The organism is Pseudomonas gorinensis, from assembly GCF_042015035.1.
GTDB classification, from domain to species: domain Bacteria; phylum Pseudomonadota; class Gammaproteobacteria; order Pseudomonadales; family Pseudomonadaceae; genus Aquipseudomonas; species Aquipseudomonas gorinensis.
Genome location: NZ_CP167125.1, coordinates 4,457,156 through 4,478,795, shown reverse-complemented (window position 1 = coordinate 4,478,795; position 21,640 = coordinate 4,457,156). Strand labels below are relative to the sequence as shown.

25 protein-coding genes are annotated in these 21,640 nt (G+C 59.5%); 15 read left to right on the top strand and 10 right to left on the bottom strand.

Going from position 1 to position 21,640, the window contains the following annotated elements; translation table 11 throughout:
• Positions 1-206: 206 nt before the first annotated feature.
• The 3 genes from AB7933_RS20310 (at position 207) to AB7933_RS20300 (ending at position 2,708) form a co-directional block, all read left to right on the top strand.
• Complete coding sequence (locus AB7933_RS20310; RefSeq protein ID WP_003191666.1) at positions 207-611, top strand: TraR/DksA family transcriptional regulator; 405 nt, start codon at positions 207-209, stop codon at positions 609-611.
• 95 nt (positions 612-706) lie between these two features.
• Positions 707-2,389: a methyl-accepting chemotaxis protein gene (locus AB7933_RS20305; protein WP_370694614.1), complete on the top strand. Its 1,683-nt coding sequence runs from the start codon at positions 707-709 to the stop codon at positions 2,387-2,389.
• 115 nt (positions 2,390-2,504) lie between these two features.
• Positions 2,505-2,708, top strand: a complete 204-nt coding sequence (locus tag AB7933_RS20300; RefSeq protein ID WP_024076016.1) for a hypothetical protein — start codon at positions 2,505-2,507, stop codon at positions 2,706-2,708.
• A 6-nt stretch (positions 2,709-2,714) separates the two neighbouring features.
• Here AB7933_RS20300 and AB7933_RS20295 read toward each other — a convergent pair whose 3' ends face one another.
• Positions 2,715-2,951: a DUF2789 domain-containing protein gene (locus AB7933_RS20295; RefSeq protein WP_024076015.1), complete on the bottom strand. Its 237-nt coding sequence runs from the start codon at positions 2,949-2,951 to the stop codon at positions 2,715-2,717.
• Between the two features lie 74 nt (positions 2,952-3,025).
• Positions 3,026-3,256, bottom strand: a complete 231-nt coding sequence (locus AB7933_RS20290) for a hypothetical protein (RefSeq protein ID WP_024076014.1) — start codon at positions 3,254-3,256, stop codon at positions 3,026-3,028.
• An 803-nt stretch (positions 3,257-4,059) separates the two neighbouring features.
• Between AB7933_RS20290 and AB7933_RS20285 the strand changes: the two genes are divergently transcribed.
• Together AB7933_RS20285 and AB7933_RS20280 are read left to right on the top strand one after the other, a co-directional pair.
• The gene (locus tag AB7933_RS20285; protein WP_051448895.1) at positions 4,060-4,509 is read left to right on the top strand and encodes a hypothetical protein; all 450 of its coding nucleotides are present in this window, start codon (positions 4,060-4,062) and stop codon (positions 4,507-4,509) included.
• Positions 4,510-4,642: 133 nt separating this feature from the next.
• A complete protein-coding gene (locus AB7933_RS20280) occupies positions 4,643-5,653 on the top strand; it encodes an ABC transporter substrate-binding protein (RefSeq protein ID WP_024076011.1) in 1,011 nt (336 codons plus the stop codon).
• A gap of 277 nt (positions 5,654-5,930) precedes the next feature.
• On the opposite strand, the gene AB7933_RS20275 is transcribed toward AB7933_RS20280, so the two are convergent.
• Both AB7933_RS20275 and AB7933_RS20270 read right to left on the bottom strand, forming a co-directional pair.
• Positions 5,931-8,057, bottom strand: coding sequence for a TonB-dependent receptor (locus tag AB7933_RS20275; protein WP_024076009.1), 2,127 nt, complete (start codon positions 8,055-8,057; stop codon positions 5,931-5,933).
• 94 nt (positions 8,058-8,151) lie between these two features.
• Entirely contained in the window at positions 8,152-8,541 is a 390-nt protein-coding gene (locus tag AB7933_RS20270; RefSeq protein ID WP_041160960.1) for a DUF2946 domain-containing protein, read from the bottom strand.
• 92 nt (positions 8,542-8,633) lie between these two features.
• Here AB7933_RS20270 and AB7933_RS20265 point away from each other — a divergent pair, with 92 nt between their 5' ends.
• Positions 8,634-9,071, top strand: coding sequence for a DUF3995 domain-containing protein (locus AB7933_RS20265; protein WP_024076007.1), 438 nt, complete (start codon positions 8,634-8,636; stop codon positions 9,069-9,071).
• Positions 9,072-10,005: 934 nt separating this feature from the next.
• Here AB7933_RS20265 and AB7933_RS20260 read toward each other — a convergent pair.
• Positions 10,006-10,530 (bottom strand): hypothetical protein, encoded by a 525-nt coding sequence (locus AB7933_RS20260; RefSeq protein WP_024076005.1) that lies wholly within the window; start codon positions 10,528-10,530, stop codon positions 10,006-10,008.
• Positions 10,531-10,782: 252 nt separating this feature from the next.
• Between AB7933_RS20260 and AB7933_RS20255 the strand changes: the two genes are divergently transcribed.
• From AB7933_RS20255 to AB7933_RS20245, 3 genes are all read left to right on the top strand, one after another.
• Positions 10,783-13,296, top strand: a complete 2,514-nt coding sequence (locus tag AB7933_RS20255; protein WP_024076004.1) for a TonB-dependent siderophore receptor — start codon at positions 10,783-10,785, stop codon at positions 13,294-13,296.
• A 130-nt stretch (positions 13,297-13,426) separates the two neighbouring features.
• Positions 13,427-13,756 (top strand): hypothetical protein, encoded by a 330-nt coding sequence (locus AB7933_RS20250; RefSeq protein WP_024076003.1) that lies wholly within the window; start codon positions 13,427-13,429, stop codon positions 13,754-13,756.
• Positions 13,757-13,967: 211 nt separating this feature from the next.
• Positions 13,968-14,228, top strand: a complete 261-nt coding sequence (locus AB7933_RS20245; protein WP_024076002.1) for a hypothetical protein — start codon at positions 13,968-13,970, stop codon at positions 14,226-14,228.
• A gap of 278 nt (positions 14,229-14,506) precedes the next feature.
• Here AB7933_RS20245 and AB7933_RS20240 read toward each other — a convergent pair whose 3' ends face one another.
• Positions 14,507-15,451: a sensor domain-containing diguanylate cyclase gene (locus AB7933_RS20240; protein ID WP_024076001.1), complete on the bottom strand. Its 945-nt coding sequence runs from the start codon at positions 15,449-15,451 to the stop codon at positions 14,507-14,509.
• A gap of 210 nt (positions 15,452-15,661) precedes the next feature.
• Positions 15,662-15,802, bottom strand: a complete 141-nt coding sequence (locus AB7933_RS20235) for a hypothetical protein (RefSeq protein ID WP_024076000.1) — start codon at positions 15,800-15,802, stop codon at positions 15,662-15,664.
• Between the two features lie 223 nt (positions 15,803-16,025).
• On the opposite strand from AB7933_RS20235, the gene AB7933_RS20230 reads away from it, so the two are divergent.
• The 4 genes from AB7933_RS20230 to AB7933_RS20215 are packed head-to-tail and all read left to right on the top strand — an operon-like array spanning position 16,026 to position 17,867.
• Positions 16,026-16,337 carry a YXWGXW repeat-containing protein gene (locus AB7933_RS20230; protein ID WP_024075999.1) on the top strand — a complete coding sequence of 104 codons (312 nt, stop codon included), beginning with the start codon at positions 16,026-16,028 and terminating at the stop codon, positions 16,335-16,337.
• A 32-nt stretch (positions 16,338-16,369) separates the two neighbouring features.
• Positions 16,370-16,948 (top strand): RNA polymerase sigma factor, encoded by a 579-nt coding sequence (locus AB7933_RS20225; protein WP_024075998.1) that lies wholly within the window; start codon positions 16,370-16,372, stop codon positions 16,946-16,948.
• On the top strand, positions 16,945-17,376 hold the full coding sequence (locus tag AB7933_RS20220; protein ID WP_024075997.1) for a hypothetical protein: 432 nt from the start codon (positions 16,945-16,947) through the stop codon (positions 17,374-17,376). Before AB7933_RS20225 ends, AB7933_RS20220 begins: the two co-directional genes overlap by 4 nt.
• Positions 17,373-17,867, top strand: coding sequence for a periplasmic heavy metal sensor (locus AB7933_RS20215; protein ID WP_024075996.1), 495 nt, complete (start codon positions 17,373-17,375; stop codon positions 17,865-17,867). The genes AB7933_RS20220 and AB7933_RS20215 overlap by 4 nt, the downstream gene beginning before the upstream one ends.
• A 23-nt stretch (positions 17,868-17,890) precedes the next feature.
• Here AB7933_RS20215 and AB7933_RS20210 read toward each other — a convergent pair whose 3' ends face one another.
• Positions 17,891-18,424, bottom strand: a complete 534-nt coding sequence (locus AB7933_RS20210; protein WP_024075995.1) for a hypothetical protein — start codon at positions 18,422-18,424, stop codon at positions 17,891-17,893.
• Between the two features lie 135 nt (positions 18,425-18,559).
• Entirely contained in the window at positions 18,560-18,922 is a 363-nt protein-coding gene (locus tag AB7933_RS20205) for an NUDIX hydrolase (protein WP_041161240.1), read from the bottom strand.
• Positions 18,923-19,049: 127 nt separating this feature from the next.
• Between AB7933_RS20205 and AB7933_RS20200 the strand changes: the two genes are divergently transcribed.
• Both AB7933_RS20200 and AB7933_RS20195 read left to right on the top strand, forming a co-directional pair.
• Entirely contained in the window at positions 19,050-20,030 is a 981-nt protein-coding gene (locus AB7933_RS20200; RefSeq protein WP_024075993.1) for a Gfo/Idh/MocA family protein, read from the top strand.
• Positions 20,031-20,119: 89 nt separating this feature from the next.
• Positions 20,120-20,761: a ribonuclease T2 family protein gene (locus AB7933_RS20195; protein ID WP_024075992.1), complete on the top strand. Its 642-nt coding sequence runs from the start codon at positions 20,120-20,122 to the stop codon at positions 20,759-20,761.
• Here the strand turns inward: AB7933_RS20195 and AB7933_RS20190 are convergent, their stop codons facing one another.
• A complete protein-coding gene (locus tag AB7933_RS20190) occupies positions 20,762-21,622 on the bottom strand; it encodes an AraC family transcriptional regulator (RefSeq protein WP_024075991.1) in 861 nt (286 codons plus the stop codon).
• Positions 21,623-21,640 lie beyond the last annotated feature (18 nt).

The following is a 21,640-nucleotide window of genomic DNA, read 5'->3' as shown; positions in this document are numbered from 1 at the left end:
CCCGTCCTGGTGCCTTTGGGGGTTGTCCCGGAAAAAATGCCTGTCTTTTCAGTTGCTGAGCCCTCAAGTCGGCCTTAGACTGCCGCCCCTCGTAAATTGAGTGCCGGGTGGCGCTTGAAATGGACGGCGCCTTTCCGAGACTTGCACAGGTCGACCGGAACGCTCCCTTATTCGCCTTAATGCACGTATTTTTTATAGAGAAATCAATGACAAAGGAAAAGTTGCTGGCCATGCCGGCGGATGACTACATGAATGCCGAACAGCACGCTTTTTTCGAGAAGTTGCTGCAGGACATGAAAGTCGAACACCACGAGCGCATTGAACAGAACCGTATCGCCATTGAAAGCCTGGACACCCCGGCGGACCCGGCTGACGCCGCTTCCGTCGAGGAAGAGCGCACTTGGCTGGTGAACGCCATCGACCGCGACCAGCGCATGCTGCCGCAACTGGAGCGCGCACTGGAACGCATCAAGGAAGATTCCTTTGGCTGGTGTGATGACAGCGGCGAGCCTATCGGCCTCAAGCGCCTGCTGATCAGCCCGACCACCAAATACTGCATCGAAGCGCAAGAGCGCCACGAGCAGATCGACAAGCACCAGCGCCAAGCCTGATGCATTGAAGCCGGGGACCGCGACTGCGGTGCCCCGGGGAAATACCGTTACGCCCCCGTCTATTGATCTGCTGCAAGCTACCCCACTAAAGGCCCATGGATAATGGCTGGATAGTGGCGTTTAATGTAGGGACAACAATGACAAACAGCGGGGTGACGAAGATGGCTGGAGACGGATCTCTGATGGGCGCAGCAGTGCCTCCGCAAGCGGTGGTGCGCGGGCTGCCCGGCTGGTTGACGCCGCTTCTGCAGAGCACCGCCCTGGTGCTGGTACTGCTGGGCCTTGCGTTCGCCAGCCTGCCGATATACCTGTGCGTGCCACTGGCCTTGCTGGTGATCTGGCTGCCACGCCTGAAAAAACCTGCCCTTAGCCTTTCGTCGTCCGACGCCGCCGATGCCATCGGTGACCTGACGCGCGATCTTTCCTATACCACCAGCCATAACGCGTTGTCCGCTGCCGGCGTGGCCTATTCGGTCAAGCAATTGGCCGCTCGCGTGCAATCGCAATTGAGCGCTGCCAAGCAGATCGTCAGCAACGCCGAAGTGATGATTGATACTGAAAAAGTCACTTCCCAGCTCAGCCGCCAAGCCCTGGGCGCGGCCAGTCAGGCCCATCAGCGCAGCACGGAGGGGCGTGAGGTCCTGACTCAGTCGATCACACGCATGCGCCAACTCAGCCAGCGCGCCAATGCCAGCCGCGAGCTGATCGAAGCGCTGAGCCAGCGCAGCGAGGAAATCCAGCGTGTGACCCTGGTGATCCAATCCATCGCCAGCCAGACCAACCTGCTGGCGTTGAATGCGGCCATTGAGGCGGCGCGGGCCGGTGAGCATGGCCGCGGGTTTGCCGTGGTCGCCGACGAAGTGCGCGGCCTGGCCGGCCGTACTGCCACGGCCACCGATGAAGTCGGGCTGATGGTCGCGGATATCCAGCAACGTACGACGCAGGTGGTGGAGCAGATTCGCCAACTGTCGGTGGACTTGCACACCGGCGTCGAACAGGTGGAACACGCCGGTGAGCAGTTGGAGAGCATCGCCAGCCTGGCGGCGGACGTGGAAGGGCAGGTCAATGAAATCGCCCAGGGCACCGACACCAACCGCGCACAATTGGACAGCCTGTTCCATGCGGTGGAACAGATGCGCAGCGACCTGGACGTGAGCGACCAGCAAACCCGTGAATTGGCCGGCGCCGCCGTGCAGATGGAAGGGCAGGCCGAAACCATCAGCGAACGCCTGGCCGCCGTCGGGCTGGATGACTATCACCAGCGTGTTTATGACCTGGCGCGCGAGGGTGCGAGCCGGATTGCCGAGCAGTTCGAGGCGGATGTGCTGCAAAACCGCATCACCCTGGACGACTTGTTCGACCGCAGCTACACGCTGATCCCCAACACCAGCCCCAGCAAATACCACACGCGGTTCGACGGTTACACCGACCAGGTCCTGCCGGCGATCCAGGAAGCATTGCTGCCGCGTCATGAAGGCTTGGTGTTTGCGATCGCCTGCACCCAACAAGGTTATGTGCCAACCCACAACAAGGCGTTTTCTCAGGCCTTGACGGGCGATGCCCAGGTCGATGCGGTGCAGAACCGCACCAAGCGCAAGTTCGATGACCGTACCGGAATTCGCTGCGGCAGCCATCAGCAAGCGGTGCTGCTCCAGACCTACACCCGCGATACCGGCGAGCTGATGCACGACCTGTCGGTGCCGATCATGGTCCGGGGCCGGCATTGGGGCGGTTTGCGCCTGGGCTACAAGCCCGAAGGCACCAAGGCCGCGCGCTAGGGATTATTGCGGTTTATGCAAGGAAGCTGTTCCGAAGATGGCTTTTTCCAACGGGAGGAAAACCGTAGCATGGGCAACATTGTTAGCCAGCTAACTAATGTTGCGGAGAAGCTTCATGCAAAACAAAGTCGATGTGGCCGTGATGATTGGCAGTGGCGTGCCGCCAAGCCTGCGTGCGCTGGGCCAGAATGCGTGTTGGGTGGTGCTGGTCAACGGTGAGCCGCGTGGCACCGCCTTCGCCAGCCGGGATGAAGCGCAAGCGTGCAGGGCTGCCTGGCAAGCGTTGTTGCGCCTGGAACAATCAGGCAGCCTGCATTGAGGGAGGTTATTGCGACTGATGCAGGCGCTGGTTCAGTTCATCCACCGCGATCGCCCATTCGGCGTCTTCGCGCAGCTCTTCCTTGAGAAACTGTGCCTGCCGGTCCGACCAGAAAGGCGCATCGATGAGTTTCACGCCCGCGGGCAAAGGATGCCCGGCGATGAATTCGTCAATGCCTTCCGGGGTTGAATCCAGGCCCAGTTGTGCAAATAGGGTTTCCAGCGTAGGTATCGGCGCGTCCATATCGTTCTCCGTGCAGGTTTTTCAGGTGGGGTATGCATCGGAGGCTTGGGGCGCGGTAGAGTTCGATCGGATTGTCAGGAGGTCAGTGCCCCGCAATCGACGGCGGTCTTGAGGGCCTTGGCGGCTTCCTTGGCCGCGATCGCGGCAGTGTCGAGTGTCTTGAACCAGCGGTCTTTTTCGACTTGGTGCGTTGTAACGGTGGTCAAGGGCGACTTGGCGCGCATCACGATAACTGCTTGAAACTCCCCGTCTACTTCCCTGGCATCGCCATGAATAAAAAATTCGCCAATATCAAATTCCGTCACGTATAGCCTTCCCTTCAAGGTAACTGCACTGATGAAACCTGACCCGCGGGGGGCAAACTTCAATGGACGGGCCAGTATGGCAGTTGTTGAAGGGCGGTGGCGCAGTAAAGTCATCCAGGTGACGAAACGATTCCGCCGTGCAGGGCGTGCAGGGCGCTCTCCAGTTGCTTGGCCAATTCGCAGGCCTGGTTGTGGTCGCTGCGAAATCCTCGGATCCTGCCACTGGTGACTTCGAGGATATGAAAGAAATTCCTGCCGGCCGGAACAACTTGGTAAAGAACCGAATTCGAGTACCCGTTGGAGCTGTGCAAGCAGTAGTATTGGCGCTCGTCGTGACATGATGAACGAGTGCGGGAAGACGTAGCGTCGTGTTGTTGTCGTAGCATGGTCAGCTCCTGTCGATCTATCTTGTGGACTCACCACCAGCGTTTCGGGTGGTTTTGACCCGTGTTGCTGTTTTAGTATTGTCGCCAGTGGCCGCTGCCTGGTTCCATGCCAAGGTGTGTGTGTTTGTATGAGTTGTCGGAAACTGCGTTTTTAATGGGGTTATTCTCTGAAGCTGGTCGGCGCGTATTCTCGTGTCGTTGAACCTGTGATTTCCTGTGACGCCTGATGACCTTGCAAGAGGTCCATCGTGCACGCCTGTACTAGTCTTACGGCGCAGCAGCGGGATTTTCTTCAGTTTTTTTCAAAGAATGTGTTGTGTGATCGTGCCGTTACGGCCGTTTTTTCGTGCTGCCCGCTCTGGCGGACGGTGCTTTTTTCGATGTGGGGGCGTTTCCTTGGCAGTCAGTAATCTGGATATGCACGCGTTATTCGTGCTGGGTGATTTGCGCGCAAAGTTGGTCAAGCAGTTTCAATCCCGTTTCGTCTACATCACTGAGCAGACGCCGGAAGGTATCTATATCGCCGAGATCGATACCGAAACCGCACTGGTGGTGGATGATAAACCGCGTTTGGAACTCAAGGTCGGTGACCATTTCCGCGCCGCGGTATTACCCAGTCGCGAAGGCGGCAAGTTTGAATTGAAGTTCCGCGATATCAAGTTGACGGTGTATGGCCTGGGTGATTACGCCTTTGTGTCCTGCGCCGAGGGCCAGGGCATTGTCTTCAAGGAAGGCCACAGCGTGATGCTGGTATTTGCCGCCCATGAGCAACTGCAGGAGGGCCTGACCAAGACCCTGAAGGCCGTGACCGGCAAGGCCGCCAAATGGCGCAAGGGTGAGCTGGTGACCTTCAAGGCCAGTGAGTAATCGGTCAATACCACGAACATCCTTTGTCCCTCGGAACCTCTACTACAGTTGAGTTGACTTAACTATTCAGAGGCTTCGCGCATTGCAGCAAAGCCGTCCGCCATGGCTGCAAGAAAATGCGAGGTGCAAAGGCATGAAAGGATTGAAATCGCTGTTGGCCGCGTCCCTGACCACCCTGGGACTATCCGTGGCCTCGGTATCGGCTGCCGAGGCGCCGGTACACTTTGCCGACCTGAACTGGGAAAGCGGCAGCCTGATCACCGAGGTCCTGCGGTTTATCGTCGAGAAGGGCTATGACCTGCCCACCGACACCTTGCCAGGCACCACCATCACCCTGGAAACCGCCCTGGCCAAGAACGATATCCAGGTGATCGGCGAAGAGTGGGCAGGGCGCAGCCCGGTGTGGGTCAAGGCCGAGGCTGAAGGCAAGGTGGTGGGCCTGGGCGATACGGTCAAGGGGGCCACCGAAGGTTGGTGGGTGCCGGAATACGTGGTCAAGGGTGATCCTGCCAAAGGCCTCAAGCCCCTGGCACCGGACCTCAAGAGCGTGAAGGACCTGGCGCGTTACAAGGACGTGTTCAAAGACCCGGAATCACCCGGCAAGGGTCGTTTTCTCAACAGCCCGATTGGCTGGACCTCCGAAGTGGTGAACAAGCAGAAGCTCAAGGCCTATGGCCTGGACGACAGTTATGTGAATTTCCGCAGCGGCTCGGGCGCGGCGCTGGACGCCGAGATCGCTTCGTCGATTCGCCGTGGCAAGCCGGTGTTGTTCTACTACTGGTCGCCGACGCCGCTGATGGGGCGCTACAAGCTGATCCAGCTCGAAGAGCCGCCATTTGATGCCGAGGCCTGGAAGACCCTGACCGACGCGGACAATCCCGATCCGAAACCGACACGTTCGCTGGCGTCCAAATTGAGCATTGGCGTATCCACGCCATTCCAGAAGGCGCATCCGCAGATCGCCGGGTTCTTCGAGAAGGTCGAGTTCCCCATTGAACCGCTGAACAAGGCCTTGGCGACGATGAGCGAGAATCACACCGCGCCGCGGGAGGTCGCCCAAGCGTTCCTCAAGGAACACCCAGAGGTGTGGAAGGCGTGGTTGACGGAGGATGTGGCGCAGAAAGTCGAAGCCAGCTTGAGGTAACGTTCCCTCTCTCGACCGCGGGAGTGCTAAAAATGTGGCGAGCGGGCCTGTTGTGGCGAGCGGGCTTGCCCCGCGTTGGGCTGCGCAGCAGCCCCAAAACCAGGCAGCGCGGTGTGTCAGTTAAAAACACATCGCCTGGAATGGGGCCGCTTCGCGCCCCAACGCGGGGCAAGCCCGCTCGCCACAAAGAATGCGGTCGTGTAAGGACTATTCCATATCCAGCTGATGCACCGCTGTCGGGAGCAAGCCCCTTTTACATTTTGTTCGCATTACAGCGTTAGAACCGGGTCTGTACCGCCACCTCAAACGTCCTCGGCGCCCCCAGGTAATACGCTGGCGACACATGGGCAAATTCGGCATACACCGCATTGGTCAGGTTGCGCACCCGGCCCGTCACCGAGGTGCGCGCGTCCACCTTGTAGCGCAGGAAGGTGCCGAACAACGTGTAGGCCGGTACCGTCTGGGTATTGGCATTGTCCGCGTACACTTCGGCGACGTAGCGCGCATCCACGCCACCCTGCCAATCTTCGGCAAAATCGTATGTCAGCCACAGGTTGCCCACGCGCTTGGGCACATTGGTGGGCGTATTGCCCTTGCGCGACACCACCGCACCGCTGGCGATCTTCTCGTTGAACTCCTCATACTCGGCATCTACCCAGGCGAAGTTGCCTTCGGCGAGCAGCCTGGGTGTGATGCGTAATGAACTGGCCAACTCGATCCCCTTGGACGATTGCGCGCCGACCGGGATGCTGTTGTTCGGGTCCAGCGGATCGGTGACGGCAAAGTCCTTGCGCTCGATCTTGTAGGCGGCGACGGTGGCCGAACCTCGACCGTCCAGGTAGTCGAACTTGCTGCCCACTTCCCACTGCTTGCCTGTCGACACGTCAAACACTTGAGTCGTGGTACTCGGCTGCTCGGCGGCGGTGCTGTATTGCACATACACGTTGGCTGAGGGGATGAACTGGTAAGTCAGGCCAACCCGGCCGGTCACCGGCTCCCAACTGCGCGTGAAGTGGCGTGGGTTAGTGGTCGTCACGCTGCCGTGGTTGGTCACGTCCAGGTCGATCGCGTCGTAACGCAGGCCAGTGAGCAGTGACAATTTATCGGTCAGGCCCAGGCGGTTTTCCACGAACAGTGCCTTGGTCGTGACCTCGTTGGTCTTGTCCCTGATAAAGCCGGGTCGTGTACCTGGGATGTCGTAGAAGTGCCCAGGGTCGTAGTGATCAGGGTCCACTGTGCTATTGCCGGCCGCCCTGAGCGGGCTGTTGGTGGTGCTATTGACCTTGTACTCGAAGCCCCCGGACCAAGTGGTCGACAGGCCAAAGACGCGGTCTTCATGACGCAGCTCGAACTGGTTACCGTGCTGTTCGCCCTGATGGCGCACCTGGTAGGCGGTTGAACGGTTCACCGCACTGTTGTCGGCGTTGTACTGGTAGGTTTCCAGGTTGCGGTAATCGCGTTGGCTGTCCAGGTGGTAAAGGGTGTTTTTCAACGTGGTGCTGTCGTTGATCCGGTAGTCGATGATCGAGCGTGCCCAGAGGGTGCGTTGTTCGTAACGACCGTCGGCGACGTTGTAGTTATTGAAGCGGTTGTGTGTGTCGATCTTCAACTCACCGGCCTTGGGGTTGAGCACGGGCGTGCCCCAGTAAGGACTGTCTTCGTGTTCATCCTGGTATTCCAGGGCCAGGGTGTGGGACAGGTTGGGGGTCAAGTCGCTGAGCAGGGAAAACGCCACGCTCCAGGCGTCGCGCTGGTCGCGGTCGATATAGCTGTGGTTGGTGTTGCGGCTGACGTCCAGGCGGGCATAGTGCTGCACGTCGGCGCCTGGCTCGGTGAGCGCATGGTTCAGGCCGAAGGCCATGCCGGCGGTATCGTAGCTGCCATAGGTCAGTTGGCCTTCGGCGGCCTGTTCCTCGCGGCTGGCCAGCTTGGTCACATAGTTCAGCGATCCCCCCACGGAGCCGGCACCGTTGATCAGCGAGGAGGGGCCGCCGACCAGTTCCACGCGGTCATAAATCCACGCATCCACTGGCCGCGCCAGGCCGGTCGCCACATTGATACCGTTGAACATCTGGGTGATCTGGCTGCTGGTAAATCCCCGATACGACACAAAACCACCAAACCCTGGCGGTGCACTGGCGTTGACACCGGGCAAGGTGTTGGCGGCGTCGCGGAAGGTCCTGGCGCCATGGCGCTCGATGTCGTTGCGTGTGGCGATGGCCACCGAGGCCGGGGTTTCCCGCACGCTCAGGCCCAGCCGCGACGCCATGCCGCTGGGTTGGTCCAAGGCCAGGCCGGGCTCGGCGGTTTGTTCGCCATCAATAGTGGTTGGGGCCAGCTCAACGGCCCAGCCGCAGACAGGCAGGCAGCCGAACAGGCCTGCTAACAGGGGTAAATGTTTCATGAGTTGAATCCTGAAAAACTTGGCTTGAAACAACGCACGGCCGCCGTACTTCCTCGCGGAAACGGTGGTCAGTGCAGATCAGAAAGCAAAGGGATCAGGCAAAGGCGGGCGGCGCGCGAGGATGGGCCGTTGGCCAGGTAAAGCGGGCGGGGAGGTCAGCGGTGGCGACAATGGCCGGAGGGGGGGCATGAGGCTGTGGCAATACCGCCACATTCAGGCTGGAACTGAATGCCGGGCCCATGCCGCCGGTCGAACACAGCGGGCAACCAAACGCCTTGGACAGGGTTGGCAGGCTTTCATCGGTGGAGTTGGACGGCGTGGGCGCCTGGGTGCGCGGGTCCACCGTACAGAACTGACCGCCGAGGCCATTGAGCTGCATCCCGACCATCTGCCCATGCCCGATACTGCACGCGAACACATTGAACAGGACGCAGCAGTAGAGCATCCAGGCAATGATCGAGCGGTCGGCACGGGCAAGTTTCATGGGGCGGCACTTTACCATCAGCCGCCGACGAAATGCCTGCAAAAAATTTCAGGGGGGCTATCCTACTTCGCATCTTTTCAGGGAGAACCACCATGAGCTTCGTCGTTGCACGATGGGTCGTCGGCATTTTTACCTGCATCAGCATGGTCCACCTGTATTGGGCCGCCGGCGGCAAACTTGGCAGTCTCGCCGCCATCCCCCAACTGCCCGGCGAATTTGCCAGCGGGCCACGCCCGGCGTTCAAGCCCTCGGCGTTGGGCACTTTCCTGGTGGCGATGGGGTTGGTCGCGATTGCATTGCTGGTGTGCCTGCGGGCAGGGCTGTATTTCTCGCCGGTGTCCCATGGCGCATTGCAATGGGGGATCAGCGCGATTGCCGTGCTCATGTTTGCCAGGGCGATTGGGGATTCGGAGTTGGTGGGTTTTTTCAAGAAAGTCAGCGGGTCGCGGTTTGCGCGGTTGGATACGTGGTTTTATTCGCCGTTGTGTTTGGTGTTGGGGGTGGGGTTGTTGGTGGTGGCGTGGGGGTGATGGGGGAAGGTTGTGAATCTCGCATCATTTATTGGGTGTATGCTTTCCCCTGGCCTCACCTCCAGATTCATTTATATGTACGATTTTAATTTTTTATCTCTTGGGAGGCGGGGAAGGATTTGTTTAATCAAATAGTGAATCGAGCCTTTAGCCTGTAAGTAGTTCTTTCCCCTTTCTACTCCTGTCCCCTTTTTTCCTTTTTCTGACTGGGGTCGCTTAGACACTCAGTGCGAGCAAGCTTGCACAAAAGGAAGTGGTCTGGGAAAGTGGTGGCGTTACCACTCTGATTGGTCTTCGAGGTTAGCTTTTTGGAGGTCATCTTTCCAGGCATCGCTGGCTAACCGTTAGATATCAACGAAGAAACCCCGTGGATCGGCTATTTCTGTTTCGTTCCATGCCATTGTTGAGTATTTCTCTGGGGCATTCTCGAAATAAGAGTGAAAGTTAAAGTTTTCGGTTTTTAGTGCGCTGAGTAAATTTTCCATTAATTTATATCTGTGGCGATATGAAAGCTTGCTGGAAGGGTCCAGACAGTATTTAAGTATGAGGGCTTCTCTGTCTTTATTATTGTTGGGGTTGTAGTGTGCGAGCTCTTCCCCCTTGGTTTCCTCTCTGTCGTAAATGTCAAAGACGCCTACGAAATAGTACAAGCTGGCGTCGAAAGGGATATGGTCAGAGTTTGGATGAAATAACATTTTTATTCCGAGGTTGGAAACAGAGTGAAAGGCGTGCCCTCTTCACGAAATTTCATTTCTGCGCCGTTCATGGATGGATTAAAAATTGGATTGTCTGGGTCCTTTTTATTTGGTCTGTAGCCACTTCCAGCTCCTAGTAGCTTTAAACGCACGATGTTGTTTTTTTGTCGTCGACGCCAGTATGCCGCCCAACTGCCGGCCAATATCCCGCTGCCAATCGCGCTGGCCGTCGACTGTTGTCAATGCGGCTTGAACCCTTCCCACTGCGACCGCAGCCATTGCTCCAGGTCTGCGGTCAACCCGGCGTAGGACACAAACAACGCGTCCACCTGTTGCGCCGACACGCCGCCTTGCACCCGTACCTGGTAGCGCGCGCCCGCGACGCATGGGTGTGAGCCTTTACCCTGTTCATCGAGCATGACCACGGTAGAACTGCCGTCATCCAGGCCGATCACCTCAACCGGGATATCGCCGATCGGCACGTCATACACCGACTCGAACTTGCTTTCGATCTGCAACATACCGCCCGCCGGGCAGCGGGCCACGGTGGAGAAGTCGGTATCGGAAAGGCTCACGGAACGTTGCGAATTCCCCGCGCGCAACACCCGATCCATCCCCAGCAACGACGGTAAATCAGCGGCGTGGCTCACCGAATCCAGCGCGCGCGAATACCAGGCCCCCAGTTGCTGGCGATACGTCACCAGGCTCTGATGGAAGCCATCCAGCTCATGTTCGATATGGGCAATGTGGGAAGCGTTGGTCATCCGTGACGTCTCGGCAGAAGGCAAGGCGTCGGAGTCTGCCGCAGCGAAAAGCGGCTGGATGAACGGTTTTGAAAATCAGAAAGGGCTCACCACAGTCAGGAAAAAGACGCGAAAAACCTACCCAAAGGGCTACACAAAAAAGCGATCCAACCGATTGCAGTACACCACTCAAATAAAAACTGCTCTCATCCTTGCCCGATTTTCCTGCGTGCCCGTCATGGTTAATAGAACCTCCATTACGCAGGATTTCCCATGTCGCGCCTTGCTCGTCCCTTGCACCCACTGGCCCTGTCCGTGGCGATTGCCTTTGCCGCCGTGCCGCTGCTGATCGTGCCGTCCGCCTTCGCTGAAGAAAGCCGCAGCGCCTTGCGCCGTTTCCAGATTCCGGCCGGCGAATTGAGCCAGGCACTCAATAGCCTGGCCGAACAGGCGGGCCTGGTGCTGGCTTTCGATGCAAGCCTGGCCCGTGGCAAACGCAGCAATGGCTTGAGCGGGCAATACGACACTGAGGTAGCGCTGAATCATGTGCTCGCCGGTAGCGGCTTGCAGGCGCTGAAGATCTCCGCCGACCGCTACCGTCTGGAAGCTATCCCGGATAACGGCGGGGCCATGGAGTTACAGGCCACGACCATCAGCGCGGCCGACCGGGCCGACAGTCCGACCGGGCCGGTGGCCGGCTACGTGGCCACGCGCAGCCTGTCAGGAACCAAGACCGACACCGCAGTGATTGAAACCCCGCAGTCGATTTCTATCGTCACTAAAGACCAGATGCGCGCACAGAACGCCGAGAGCCTTAACCAGATCCTGCGCTACAGCGCCGCTGTCGTTCCGGAAACCCGTGGCGCCACGGCCTCGCGATTGGACCAACTGACCATCCGTGGCTTCGCCCCATCCACCTACCTCGATGGCCTGCGCGTGCCTTCCAGCCGTGACGCCTTGCCGCAAAAGGATGCTTTCGACCTGGAGCGCGTCGAAGTACTGCGCGGCCCGGCGTCGGTGCTGTATGGCCAGGGCACGCCGAGCGGGGTGATCAATATGGTCACCAAGCGCCCGCTGGACACGCCGTTTCATGAAGTGGGCGTCGAATACGGCACCTTCAACAAGAAGCGCACCACCTTCAACAAGAAGCGCACCACCTTCGACCTCAGTGGCCCGATCGACGATCAGGGCGTGTATGCCTACCGTGTGGCGGGATTGTTCGACGAGGCCGACGGCCAGGTCGAACACACCGAGACCCGCCGCCAGTCGCTGTCCAGTGCATTCACCTGGCGCCCCGACGAGGCCACCTCGCTGACCTTGCTCGGGCATTTCCAGAAGGACCCCCAGGGCGCATCCTACGGCTCGGTGCCGGCCTGGGGCTCGGTGCTGCACAGTCCGACCGGGCGCAAGATCGACGTGGACTTCTACGACGGCGAAAAGAATTTCGAGAAGAGTGACCGTGAGTATTACTCCCTTGGCTACGCGTTCGAACATCATGTCGACGATGTCTGGACCGTGCGCCAGAACGCGCGTTACCTGCGTGCCGAAGGTGTCTATCGGAGCCTCTACAACAGCTACCTCAGGGCGGATTACCGCACGTCCAAGCGTTCGACCATTGCCACCGATGTCGACATGGACGCCTACAATCTCGACAACCAACTGCAAGCCAAATTCGACACCGGGCCATTGCAGCACACGTTGTTGATGGGCCTCGATTACCAGAACACCAGCACCGACACCAAGGCCGGTTACGGCTCGGGGCCGGACCTGGATATCTTCGACCCGGTCTACGGCGCGCCCGTGGCCACGCCAGCGTTCACCACCGATGCGACCTCGCGCAGCGAACAGACGGGGGTCTACCTGCAGGAGCAAATGAAGTGGGACCAATGGGTGCTGTTGCTCGGCGGTCGCTATGACTGGGCCAGCACCGACAGCACTACCAAGACCCTGAGCAGTGGCGCCAAGAGCAAATCCTCCCTGGACAGCAAGGCGTTTACCGGGCGTGTGGGCCTGGTCTATCTGTTTGAAAACGGTCTGGCGCCTTACGCCAGCTATGCCGAGTCGTTCAACCCGCAATCGGGCACCGGCTACGGTGGTTCGGTGTTCAAGCCGACCGAGGGCAAGCAGTATGAAATCGGTATCAAGTACCAACCGCCAGGCAGCAACAGCTTTATCACGGCGGCGATTTTCGACCTGCGCCAGAGCAACGTGCCTACCATCGACCCAGACCCGACCCACCTGTGTGGCAATGGCCGTTGCAACATCCAGGACGGCGAACAGCAATCCCGTGGCTTTGAACTGGAAGGCAAGGCCAGCCTCAACGACAACCTGGACATCACCGCCGCCTACGCGTACCTGGATAACCGTGCGAGCAAGTCCAACAGCACCGCGCAGTACGCGCCGGTCAGCGATGTGGGCGTAGGGCCGGCGATCCCGGTCAAAGGCACGACCACGTACGGCCTGCCGCGTCATACGGCCTCGGCCTGGGCTGACTACACCTTCCATGATGGCCAGTTGAAAGGATTCGGCGCCGGTGCTGGCGCACGCTATGTCGGATCGTCCTGGGGGGATACGGCCAACACCCTGAAAGTCCCGGGCTACACCTTGTTTGACGCGGCGGTGCACTACGACATTGCGAATATCGCCAACCCCAAGGACAACCTGCGCCTGGCGCTGAACGCCACCAACCTGGCGAATAAAGAATACGTGGCGTCCTGCTTGTCCTACTCCTGGTGCTGGTATGGCTCGCAACGCACCGTGCAGGCGAGCGCCACTTATCGGTGGTGAACCCATGCAGTCCCTGTAAGTGCGATAGAACTCACTCCTACCGTGTGCAATAAGGCAATTTAGTGGCCCCTTTGTAACAAAATTCTCGCCAGAATCGCTTTTATTTTCAGGTGGTTAGGTGAGGGAACAAATGCGCACTGTTGGAATCATGCTGTTCGCCTGCTCCCTGGCCGGCGGCGCGGCTACCGTGCAGGCACGGGAGTTGCGCGAGGGGGACAAGTACATGTGCAGTTGGGGCGCAGGTACTGCCGCCAGGGCCCAGGAACTCAAGCTGTCAGGGGTTTCGCTGTATGCCGCGCGACAAAAGATCCAGACCATCAAGTTCAATAAATCGTGGATGCGCATGATGGCCATGGGCATCACCGAGCAGACCTATGACAGCCGCTCTCGGCTCAAGCCCGAGGCGATTCGCCAGACGTTCTATCAGGACTGCCTGCGCTACAAAGTGGCGCGTAAATAAACGACTGGCCAGCAGCGCCTGTGCTCTTGATCAGCCCCTGCGGGGCAGGCGCTTTACAAATCCACCACAATCCCATGTTTCATTTTGCATACAATTGCGTCCTGCATGGAGGAGGCAAGTATGCAAACGCTTTATGCCATTGGCACCTTGGTGGTGGCCAACGAGATGGGTGACGACGTCCGCTACGAAAAGAGCAGGGCGCTATAACCTCATGAACCCGCCAGCGGCTGAATCGTCCAACAGCTTGCGTTATTTCGCGTTCGGGGTGCTGTGTGTCGCAGGGGCACTGGGGATCTATTTCGTGCAGTTCAATGCCGAGGTCGACCGCCAACGCGAAGCGGCGGCCGAGCGCATTGCCTTGTGCCGGCAAGTGGAGCGTGTGGCCAGTGCGGCATCGTCTAACAGTGTCGAACTTCGAGAAACCTGCAAACGGTTGAACGGGCAATCCTCTAAAAGTGTCACGCCGCTTTAATTAATAACCATTGTTTATAAAGGGATATATGGGGTGGAAGTAATCGCGATACTTGCACCAAAAAGTGGCATTCATATACCCCTCTACCTTAAAAAATATGTGGTTATTGAATGACTTACGACGCTTTTAATCCGACGAAAGGATTAAAATAATCTTGTTACAGCTTTTTACACTGGGTATTATTGCCGGGCGTTCACCTCCCACGGTTTATGCATTTTTAAATCCCAAGTTTCCATCAGCTACTTGGGATTTTTTTTGCCCGCGTTTTGACCTCGGTATCACACTTCTATTTCGGCAAACTCTGCACGCATCCGTCCATTGTGCTTGGCCTGGTACAGCAATTTGTCGACGCTTTCGACAAACCCCAGCATCGCACTGTTCGGCGTCACGATATGCGTGCCGACCCCCAGGCTCAGGCTCAGCAGGTTTGATACCGGTGAAAACCCATGTTCGATCTGTTGCTGGCAAATCAGATGCAGGCAACGTTGCGCCACTTGCCTGGCCGATGCGGCGTCGGTTTCCGGCAATAACCAAACGAATTCCTCGCCGCCGATGCGCGCGATGAAGTCCCGCGGTCGGTTGGCCGCCAATGACAGCGTGCGTGCCACCTGGCGCAGGCATTCATCACCCTTGATATGGCCGTAGTGGTCGTTGTACTGCTTGAAAAAATCGATATCCAGGATGATTAACGACAGCGGCAACTGGCTACGCTGGGCGCTGGCCCATTCGCGTTCCAGCACGGTATCGAACATGCGGCGGTTGGCGATACCGGTGAGGCCGTCCTGGAAGGAGTATTCCTCCAGCTGTTTTTGCAGGCGAGTGAGGTGCTCTTCGGTCTTTTTGCGCTCGCTGATATCGAACATGAAGCCGATCAGCGCTTCGACCTCGCCATCCTTGCGTACCACATGCACCACGTCGCGAATCCACACATAGTCGCCGTTGACCGTCAGCGCGCGGTAATCGGCCTCGTGGTCCACCCCGGCACGGGATTGCGAGACACAGAAATTCACAACGTATTCGCGGTCATCCGGGTGCATGCGCTCCACCCAGTCATTCACGCTGACCCAGCTTTTCGGCGCCCAACCCAGCAGCGCTTCGATCTGCGGGCCGATATAACTGAAGGTCATGGTCTGCCAGTCGATGCGCCAGGGGATGGCCTTGGTCGATTCCAGCAGCGTCTTGTACACATCGCTGTCGGGCAGGCTTGGGAGTTCGGTGCTCATGATTGGGCGGCTCGCGATGATGGCTAAACGCCAACAGCGTCATTTGATCATGGGCTGGAGTCAAGCGCTGGGTGCAGCAGCAGACGGGAGGTCGAGTGATGGGCATTCTGGCGTCAGCCGTGGGGCATTTACGCGGTGAAAAGCGGCAGGGTCGATACGTTTGCATCCCCCCGCGCTCCAGGCCGGACGCGGAGGGGTTAGCGCGCGGGATCAGCCGTTGACGGTGTCGGTCGGTGTCGCGGCGGCGCCGTAATAGCGCCAGCAGCAATGCCGATGCTCCGGCACGATCACACAGCCGCTGAGGCTGACGATCAACAAGGCGGCGACCAGCATGGATAGGCGACGAGACATGGTATTTCCTCATGGGTGTGTTGTGCGTACTGGTTAAACGCCGTCACCCGTGTAAATCCGTCGCGAAGCTTTCAAACATTTCATCAAGCCTTGCCATCCCCTGCGCAATACTGCGTTTGACCACTGCCTGAAAAAAAACGCCGCGGCCTGCGACGGATTTTCCGGCACACGCCGTTCAACCCATCAGCAGCGTGTATTCCTGCACGCCAATGAAGGAGTTGCCATGAGACCCCTGGCCCATTTGCGTTATGCCGTGCTGATCCCGCTGGCCTTCGCTGCGTTCGTCAGTACCCCGACCTTTGCCCAGACCGACATCATCATCCAGCAGGCGCCACCCCCGCAGCGCGTGGAAATGATTCCCGCCGAGCGCCCCGGTTATGCCTGGGACCCTGGCCACTGGCGCTGGGAAGGACGCGGTTACGCCTGGGTGCCGGGTCACTGGCAGCCGGTGATGCGCCATGCCCGCTGGGAGCCTGGGCACTGGGAAGCCCATGGCCCGAACTGGTATTGGCGTGAAGGGCACTGGATTCGCTGAAACCTCTTAGCCCCGGACCGAGACTTGCCCGATTGAAAGACACTGATCCGGACGTTGAGCTGCTGGCACGTATCGGCAATAACGAACCTGCGGCCGTCAACGAAATGGTGACCCGCAAGCTACCCCGGTTGCTTGCGCTCGCCGGTCGAATACTGGGCGATGCCGACGAGGCCAAGGACGTGGCCCAGGAAAGTTTCCTGCGCATCTGGCGCCAGGCTGCCAATTGGCGCAGTGGTGAGGCGCGTTTCGATACCTGGCTGCACCGGGTGGTGCTCAACTTGTGCCGTGACCGCCTGCGCCGGCGCAAGGAGCGCCCGTTGAGCGACGAAGAGGCGCTGGAGGTGGCAGACAGCTCGCCATCGCCTGAAGAGCAATTGGAAACCCAGGACCGCAGTGCACGCATGGCCGCCGCGTTGGCGGCCTTGCCCGAGCGCCAGCGCGAAGCCATCGTGTTGCAGTACTACCAGGAGCTGTCGAACATCGACGCCGCGGCCCTGATGAATATCAGCGTCGAGGCACTGGAGAGCCTGCTGTCGAGGGCCCGACGCCAGTTGCGCAGCCAACTTGCCGACACACCCGGGCTTGCCCGCCCAGGAAGGGGAACACCATGACACCCGAACGCTTTGCTTATCTGGCCGACGCCTACGGGGCGGACCTGCGGCGTTGGCCCGATGCTGAACAGGCACCGGCCCAGGCATTGCTCCGCAGCGGCAATGTGCATGCGCGCGAAACCTTGCAGCAGGCGCGTTGGCTCGACAGCCAGCTGGACAGCTATCAGCCGCTCGTCGCCGACGCGGCGTTGGTCAGGCAGATTCGCCGATCCGCAGTGGGCGGTGAGTCTTTCTGGTCGCGTTACGCCGGTTGGTTATCGCCGGCCGGCCTTGTGGGCGTAGGGATCGCAGGCGTCGTCACGGGAATGCTGGTGGCGTCCATGAGCGTGCCGCTGCCCATGCGGTCATCCGACGTGCTGCCCAGCGTCTTCGACCAGGGCGACGCGGAAGTCGTCTTCACCGTCAATGCCGAGGAAGCCGAGCAATGACAAGCAGATCCCTCAAGCCGTGGTTGCTCGTTTCGGTGTTGCTCAACGTGTTTCTTATCGGCGGCGTCGGTGGCGGCCTCTACCATTGGATGGCCAACACGCCGACCGCCGCAGCGGTGGTCAATCAGCACGGCTTGCGCCAGGCGATGTTGAAGCTGCCGGTGGAGCGACGCAGGGAGCTGCGCCAGTTGTTGCGCCACAATCGCGACGACAGCCAGCCGCTGATCATGGCGGGGCGTGAAGCGCGATTGGGTGTGATCAAGCAATTGGAAGCGCCAAGCCTGGACCGTGAGGCATTGGTGGCAGAGCTGGCCAAGGCACGGGAGGCCGATATGGCCCTTCGGGCACTGGTGGACAGCACCCTGGCGCAGTTCGCCGGTAACCTGCCCCAGGATGAGCGGCAGAAGCTGGTCGAGGCGTTGTACATGCGCGGGCAGGCAAAAAACAAATCGATGCCCCTGGAGTCGGTAGGGAGTAAGCCTCGATCCTGAGCTGTTTCATCCTGACAGACCTGCTACGGGCGCGGGTCTGTCATTGACGCAAACGATGTGGCCAGCGTCCGGTAAATCAGACGGTCATTGCTGTCTGCGTCGCCATCGCCATCGGCGTCGATGAGGTCCTTGACTTTTCGATACTTACCGTAGCGGTCGGGGTCTGTTACCGTCACGATAAAGTCAGCTGCAGAGATGATGTTGTTGCCGTCTTTGAAATGCAGGATCTCGATATCCGTTGTTGAGCCAGGTTTGAATCTTATCAATATGCGACTAAAGCGCTTCTTATCACCGATGTCGCTCAAGGTGACCAAGTCGGTTACCAGCTTGGCGGCCAGCTCATAGTAGGACGCGTCATTTTTGTCACCTTTACCGTTACCATCCACATCTTCCGGCTTGCTGATAACGTAATACTTCCCGTCATTGTTGAGTGAAGACACACGTACGGTGAAGTCTGGCTTATCAAGTTCGTTATTTTCATCGCTGAGGCGAGATATCAGGACTTCGGGTATGTCATCGTCCCCGAACACTTCTTTGAATTCGTAGAGTAGCTTCATGGCATTGCATCCTTCCTGTGGCAGCGAAACCTGCGTCTACGACCGTAAGCCGATGACGTCGATCGGTCTACTGTCAACATTGACAGGTGATTGCCCGTTCAGTGTTGGCGACCGCGAAGGATGCTGAGTGCGGCGCTACAGGCGCCGCAGGAAGGATTTGACGATGTGCCGGGTGGCGTCGGTGGTGTCCAGTTCGTCCACAGCGCCGTAGGCATGCCACTGGCAGTCGACGATCTCGTTGCAGGGCCGTGCATCGGCGATATTCACCACTGAGGCTTCGAACACATGGTGCAGCGTGTCGCGGGCCTTCAGTTCCTGCAGGTACAGCAGGCCGTCCACGTTCAACCCGGTTTCTTCTTCCAGCTCCCGCTCGGCCGCGCCGACGGGGCGTTCATGCTGTTCGACCTTGCCACCTGGCAGTGCCCATTTCGACCTGGCCTTGCGTACGAAGAGGATATGCCCTTCGTGTTCGCAAATGACGGTTGCGCGTATTTTCATCATCTGTGCTCCCACGGCGCAATGTCTGTCACAAAAGTGTAATGCAATTGTCATGCTAGGTGGTTGTAGCGCGTTGGGTTAGGTACGTGGATACTGCCTGATTGATGAAAACGGACGAGGAAAACTGATGACGACCGTACGTTGGGGCATGATCGGCTGTGGCAGTGTCACTGAGTTAAAGAGTGGACCGGCTTTCTACAAAGCGCCAGGCTCAGCCCTGGTGGCGGTGATGGGGCGCCGCGAAGCGGTTGTGCGCGATTATGCAGCACGTCATGGCATTGCGCGCTTCTACACCGACGCCCAAGCGCTGATCAACGACCCCGAAGTGGACGCGGTGTACATCGCCACGCCGCCCGACAGCCACCTGGAGTACAGCCTGATGGTCGCGGCGGCGGGCAAGCATTGCTGCGTCGAAAAACCCATGGCCCTCAACGCCGAGCAGAGCGCGTTGATGCAGCGCACTTTCGAACGTGCTGGCTTGCACCTGTTCGTTTCCTACTACCGCCGCTCGTTGCCACGTTTCCAGCAAGTGCGTGACTGGTTGCGGTCCGGGCGTATCGGCGAGTTGCGCCAGGTCAACTGGAGCCTCTGCAAGCCGCCAGCCGCCGAAGACGCCAGCGCCGCCAATTGGCGCACCGACCCGGCCATTGCCGGCGGTGGTTATTTTGTCGACCTGGCCAGCCACGGGTTCGATCTGTTCCAGTTCCTGGCCGGGGACATTGTCGAGGTCAGCGGGTTTACCGCGCGGCAGGCCGGGGAGTACACGGCTGAAGATGCGGTGACCGCCTGCTGGACGTTTGGCTCGGGGGCGTTGGGGATGGGCTGCTGGAACTTCGTCGCGGACCGTCGTGAAGACCGCGTCGAGCTGATCGGCAGTCGCGGCCGCATCACGTTTGCGGTGTTCGAAGACCAGCCGCTGCACCTTGAGAGCGACGTGGACGAGGTGCTGGAAGTGCCGTGCCACGAGCACATCCAGTGGCATCACGTGCTGGCGATGAACGCACACATTCGTGGCGAAGCCGAGCATCCGTCGCTGGCGATCGAGGCGTTGAAGACCGACCGCATCCTGGACAAAGTGTTGAAGCGTAATCCCTACCATCCTGAGTAGTTTTCCCCAAGGCCGCGTGGCTTCGGCGCCTATCGCCGGGGACACCCGCGGGCCGACAATGGTCGCCTCTTTTTTCAAGGAACAGACGGATGAACTACAAGGCAGCCTGGATGGCTATGGGGTGGGTGCTGGCATGTATGGTGGCGCAAGCGGCACCGCGTGAGCAGCGGCCAGCCGGGGATTTTGATTTTTATGTGTTGTCGCTGTCGTGGTCGCCGACCTTCTGCCTGACGCACCCGGACAACGAGCAATGTTCGGGCAAGGGCTATGGGTTTGTGCTGCATGGGCTATGGCCGCAGTACGCAAAGGGCGGGTGGCCGGCATCGTGTGATCCACAATCGCGATTGTCGGCGCAAGACCTGGCCAAAGGCGCGTTGATATTCCCGACACGGGCATTGCTCAAACACGAATGGACCAAGCACGGTACCTGCAGCGGCCTCGACGCTTCGCGCTATCTGGAGGCGACCGATGCGGCCTTGGGCGCGGTACAGATTCCGCAACAGCTGCAGCCGTTCGATGCCCCGGCCTACCTGCAGGCGCGCGACATCGAAAACCTGTTTCGCCAGAGCAATCCCGCCATGGGCGACCACAGCGTGGCGGTGATCTGCAAGGGCAAGGTGTTATCGGAAGTGCGGGTGTGCCTGAGCAAGGAACTGCGGTTTGCCGGCTGCCCCCGGAGTGTGAAGACCCAGTGCCGCGACGGCGATATTCGGATTCCACTGCAGCGCTGATCAACTGCCTGGGTGCAATGCAATGGCGGCAGGTGCCAACGCGGCGTTGGCACTCGAGGCTCCGGCACGGTCGGCCAGGTAACGCGCTGGCGGCTGGCCCATTGCCTTGCGGAACATGGTGATAAACCCGCTGGCGTTTTCATAGCCCAGGTCCAGGGCGACCCGCTGCACGCTTTCACCCTTGGCCAGGCGTTGCAGGGACAGGATCACATGCAACTGCCGGCGCCAGCGGCCGAAACTCAGGCCAAACTCCTCCAGCAGCAGGCGCGTCATGCTGCGTTCGCTCATGCCGATGCGTACCGCCCACTGGGCGAGGGTGGCCTTGTCCGCGGGGTTGGCCAGCAGGCTGTCAGCCAGGCGGCGCAGCCTTGGGTCCTGGGGCATCGGCAGGTGCAGGTGTTCGATCGGGGCCATGGCCAGTTCGTCCAGCAGCGTGTTGATCAAGCGCCCCTGTGCCCCGTCCACCTCATATAACGGCGGGAAGCTCACCGCTTTGCTGATCAGCTCATGCAGCAGCCCGGACACGGCCAGGGTGCACGCCTGCGGGGGCAGGGCGTTGGCGGCGTGCGGGTCGACCAGCAGGCAATACACCTCCGCCGCCCCGGAGCCACGGGCCGCGTGGGGCATGCCACCGGGAATCCACAGCGCGCATTGTGGAGGCACGATCCAGATACCGGCCTCGATTTCACAATGAATCGCCCCGCGCAGGGTGTACATCAACTGGCCCTTGCGGTGGGTGTGTGGAGCATGCTCCCAACTCTGTGACGCGCTGCTGGCGCTCACTGCCACCACGGCACGTGGGATCAGGTCGGCATCCTTGGCGCGCGAGGGGTCATGCAGGTCGAGACGATGGCGCTTCATGGCAGTGCCGCGGCTTGG

Coding starts and splice junctions, on each gene's coding strand:
- AB7933_RS20310 (WP_003191666.1), top strand. CDS start 207: ATGACAAAGGAAAAGTTGCTGGCCATGCCGGCGGATGACTACATGAAT.
- AB7933_RS20280 (WP_024076011.1), top strand. CDS start 4,643: ATGAAAGGATTGAAATCGCTGTTGGCCGCGTCCCTGACCACCCTGGGA.
- AB7933_RS20240 (WP_024076001.1), bottom strand. CDS start 15,451: ATGAGCACCGAACTCCCAAGCCTGCCCGACAGCGATGTGTACAAGACG.
- AB7933_RS20265 (WP_024076007.1), top strand. CDS start 8,634: ATGAGCTTCGTCGTTGCACGATGGGTCGTCGGCATTTTTACCTGCATC.
- AB7933_RS20210 (WP_024075995.1), bottom strand. CDS start 18,424: ATGAAGCTACTCTACGAATTCAAAGAAGTGTTCGGGGACGATGACATA.
- AB7933_RS20235 (WP_024076000.1), bottom strand. CDS start 15,802: ATGTCTCGTCGCCTATCCATGCTGGTCGCCGCCTTGTTGATCGTCAGC.
- AB7933_RS20230 (WP_024075999.1), top strand. CDS start 16,026: ATGAGACCCCTGGCCCATTTGCGTTATGCCGTGCTGATCCCGCTGGCC.
- AB7933_RS20285 (WP_051448895.1), top strand. CDS start 4,060: ATGCACGCGTTATTCGTGCTGGGTGATTTGCGCGCAAAGTTGGTCAAG.
- AB7933_RS20215 (WP_024075996.1), top strand. CDS start 17,373: ATGACAAGCAGATCCCTCAAGCCGTGGTTGCTCGTTTCGGTGTTGCTC.
- AB7933_RS20220 (WP_024075997.1), top strand. CDS start 16,945: ATGACACCCGAACGCTTTGCTTATCTGGCCGACGCCTACGGGGCGGAC.
- AB7933_RS20205 (WP_041161240.1), bottom strand. CDS start 18,922: ATGAAAATACGCGCAACCGTCATTTGCGAACACGAAGGGCATATCCTC.
- AB7933_RS20305 (WP_370694614.1), top strand. CDS start 707: ATGGATAATGGCTGGATAGTGGCGTTTAATGTAGGGACAACAATGACA.
- AB7933_RS20270 (WP_041160960.1), bottom strand. CDS start 8,541: ATGAAACTTGCCCGTGCCGACCGCTCGATCATTGCCTGGATGCTCTAC.
- AB7933_RS20195 (WP_024075992.1), top strand. CDS start 20,120: ATGAACTACAAGGCAGCCTGGATGGCTATGGGGTGGGTGCTGGCATGT.
- AB7933_RS20190 (WP_024075991.1), bottom strand. CDS start 21,622: ATGAAGCGCCATCGTCTCGACCTGCATGACCCCTCGCGCGCCAAGGAT.
- AB7933_RS20275 (WP_024076009.1), bottom strand. CDS start 8,057: ATGAAACATTTACCCCTGTTAGCAGGCCTGTTCGGCTGCCTGCCTGTC.
- AB7933_RS20295 (WP_024076015.1), bottom strand. CDS start 2,951: ATGGACGCGCCGATACCTACGCTGGAAACCCTATTTGCACAACTGGGC.
- AB7933_RS20245 (WP_024076002.1), top strand. CDS start 13,968: ATGAACCCGCCAGCGGCTGAATCGTCCAACAGCTTGCGTTATTTCGCG.
- AB7933_RS20300 (WP_024076016.1), top strand. CDS start 2,505: ATGCAAAACAAAGTCGATGTGGCCGTGATGATTGGCAGTGGCGTGCCG.
- AB7933_RS20250 (WP_024076003.1), top strand. CDS start 13,427: ATGCGCACTGTTGGAATCATGCTGTTCGCCTGCTCCCTGGCCGGCGGC.
- AB7933_RS20255 (WP_024076004.1), top strand. CDS start 10,783: ATGTCGCGCCTTGCTCGTCCCTTGCACCCACTGGCCCTGTCCGTGGCG.
- AB7933_RS20260 (WP_024076005.1), bottom strand. CDS start 10,530: ATGACCAACGCTTCCCACATTGCCCATATCGAACATGAGCTGGATGGC.
- AB7933_RS20200 (WP_024075993.1), top strand. CDS start 19,050: ATGACGACCGTACGTTGGGGCATGATCGGCTGTGGCAGTGTCACTGAG.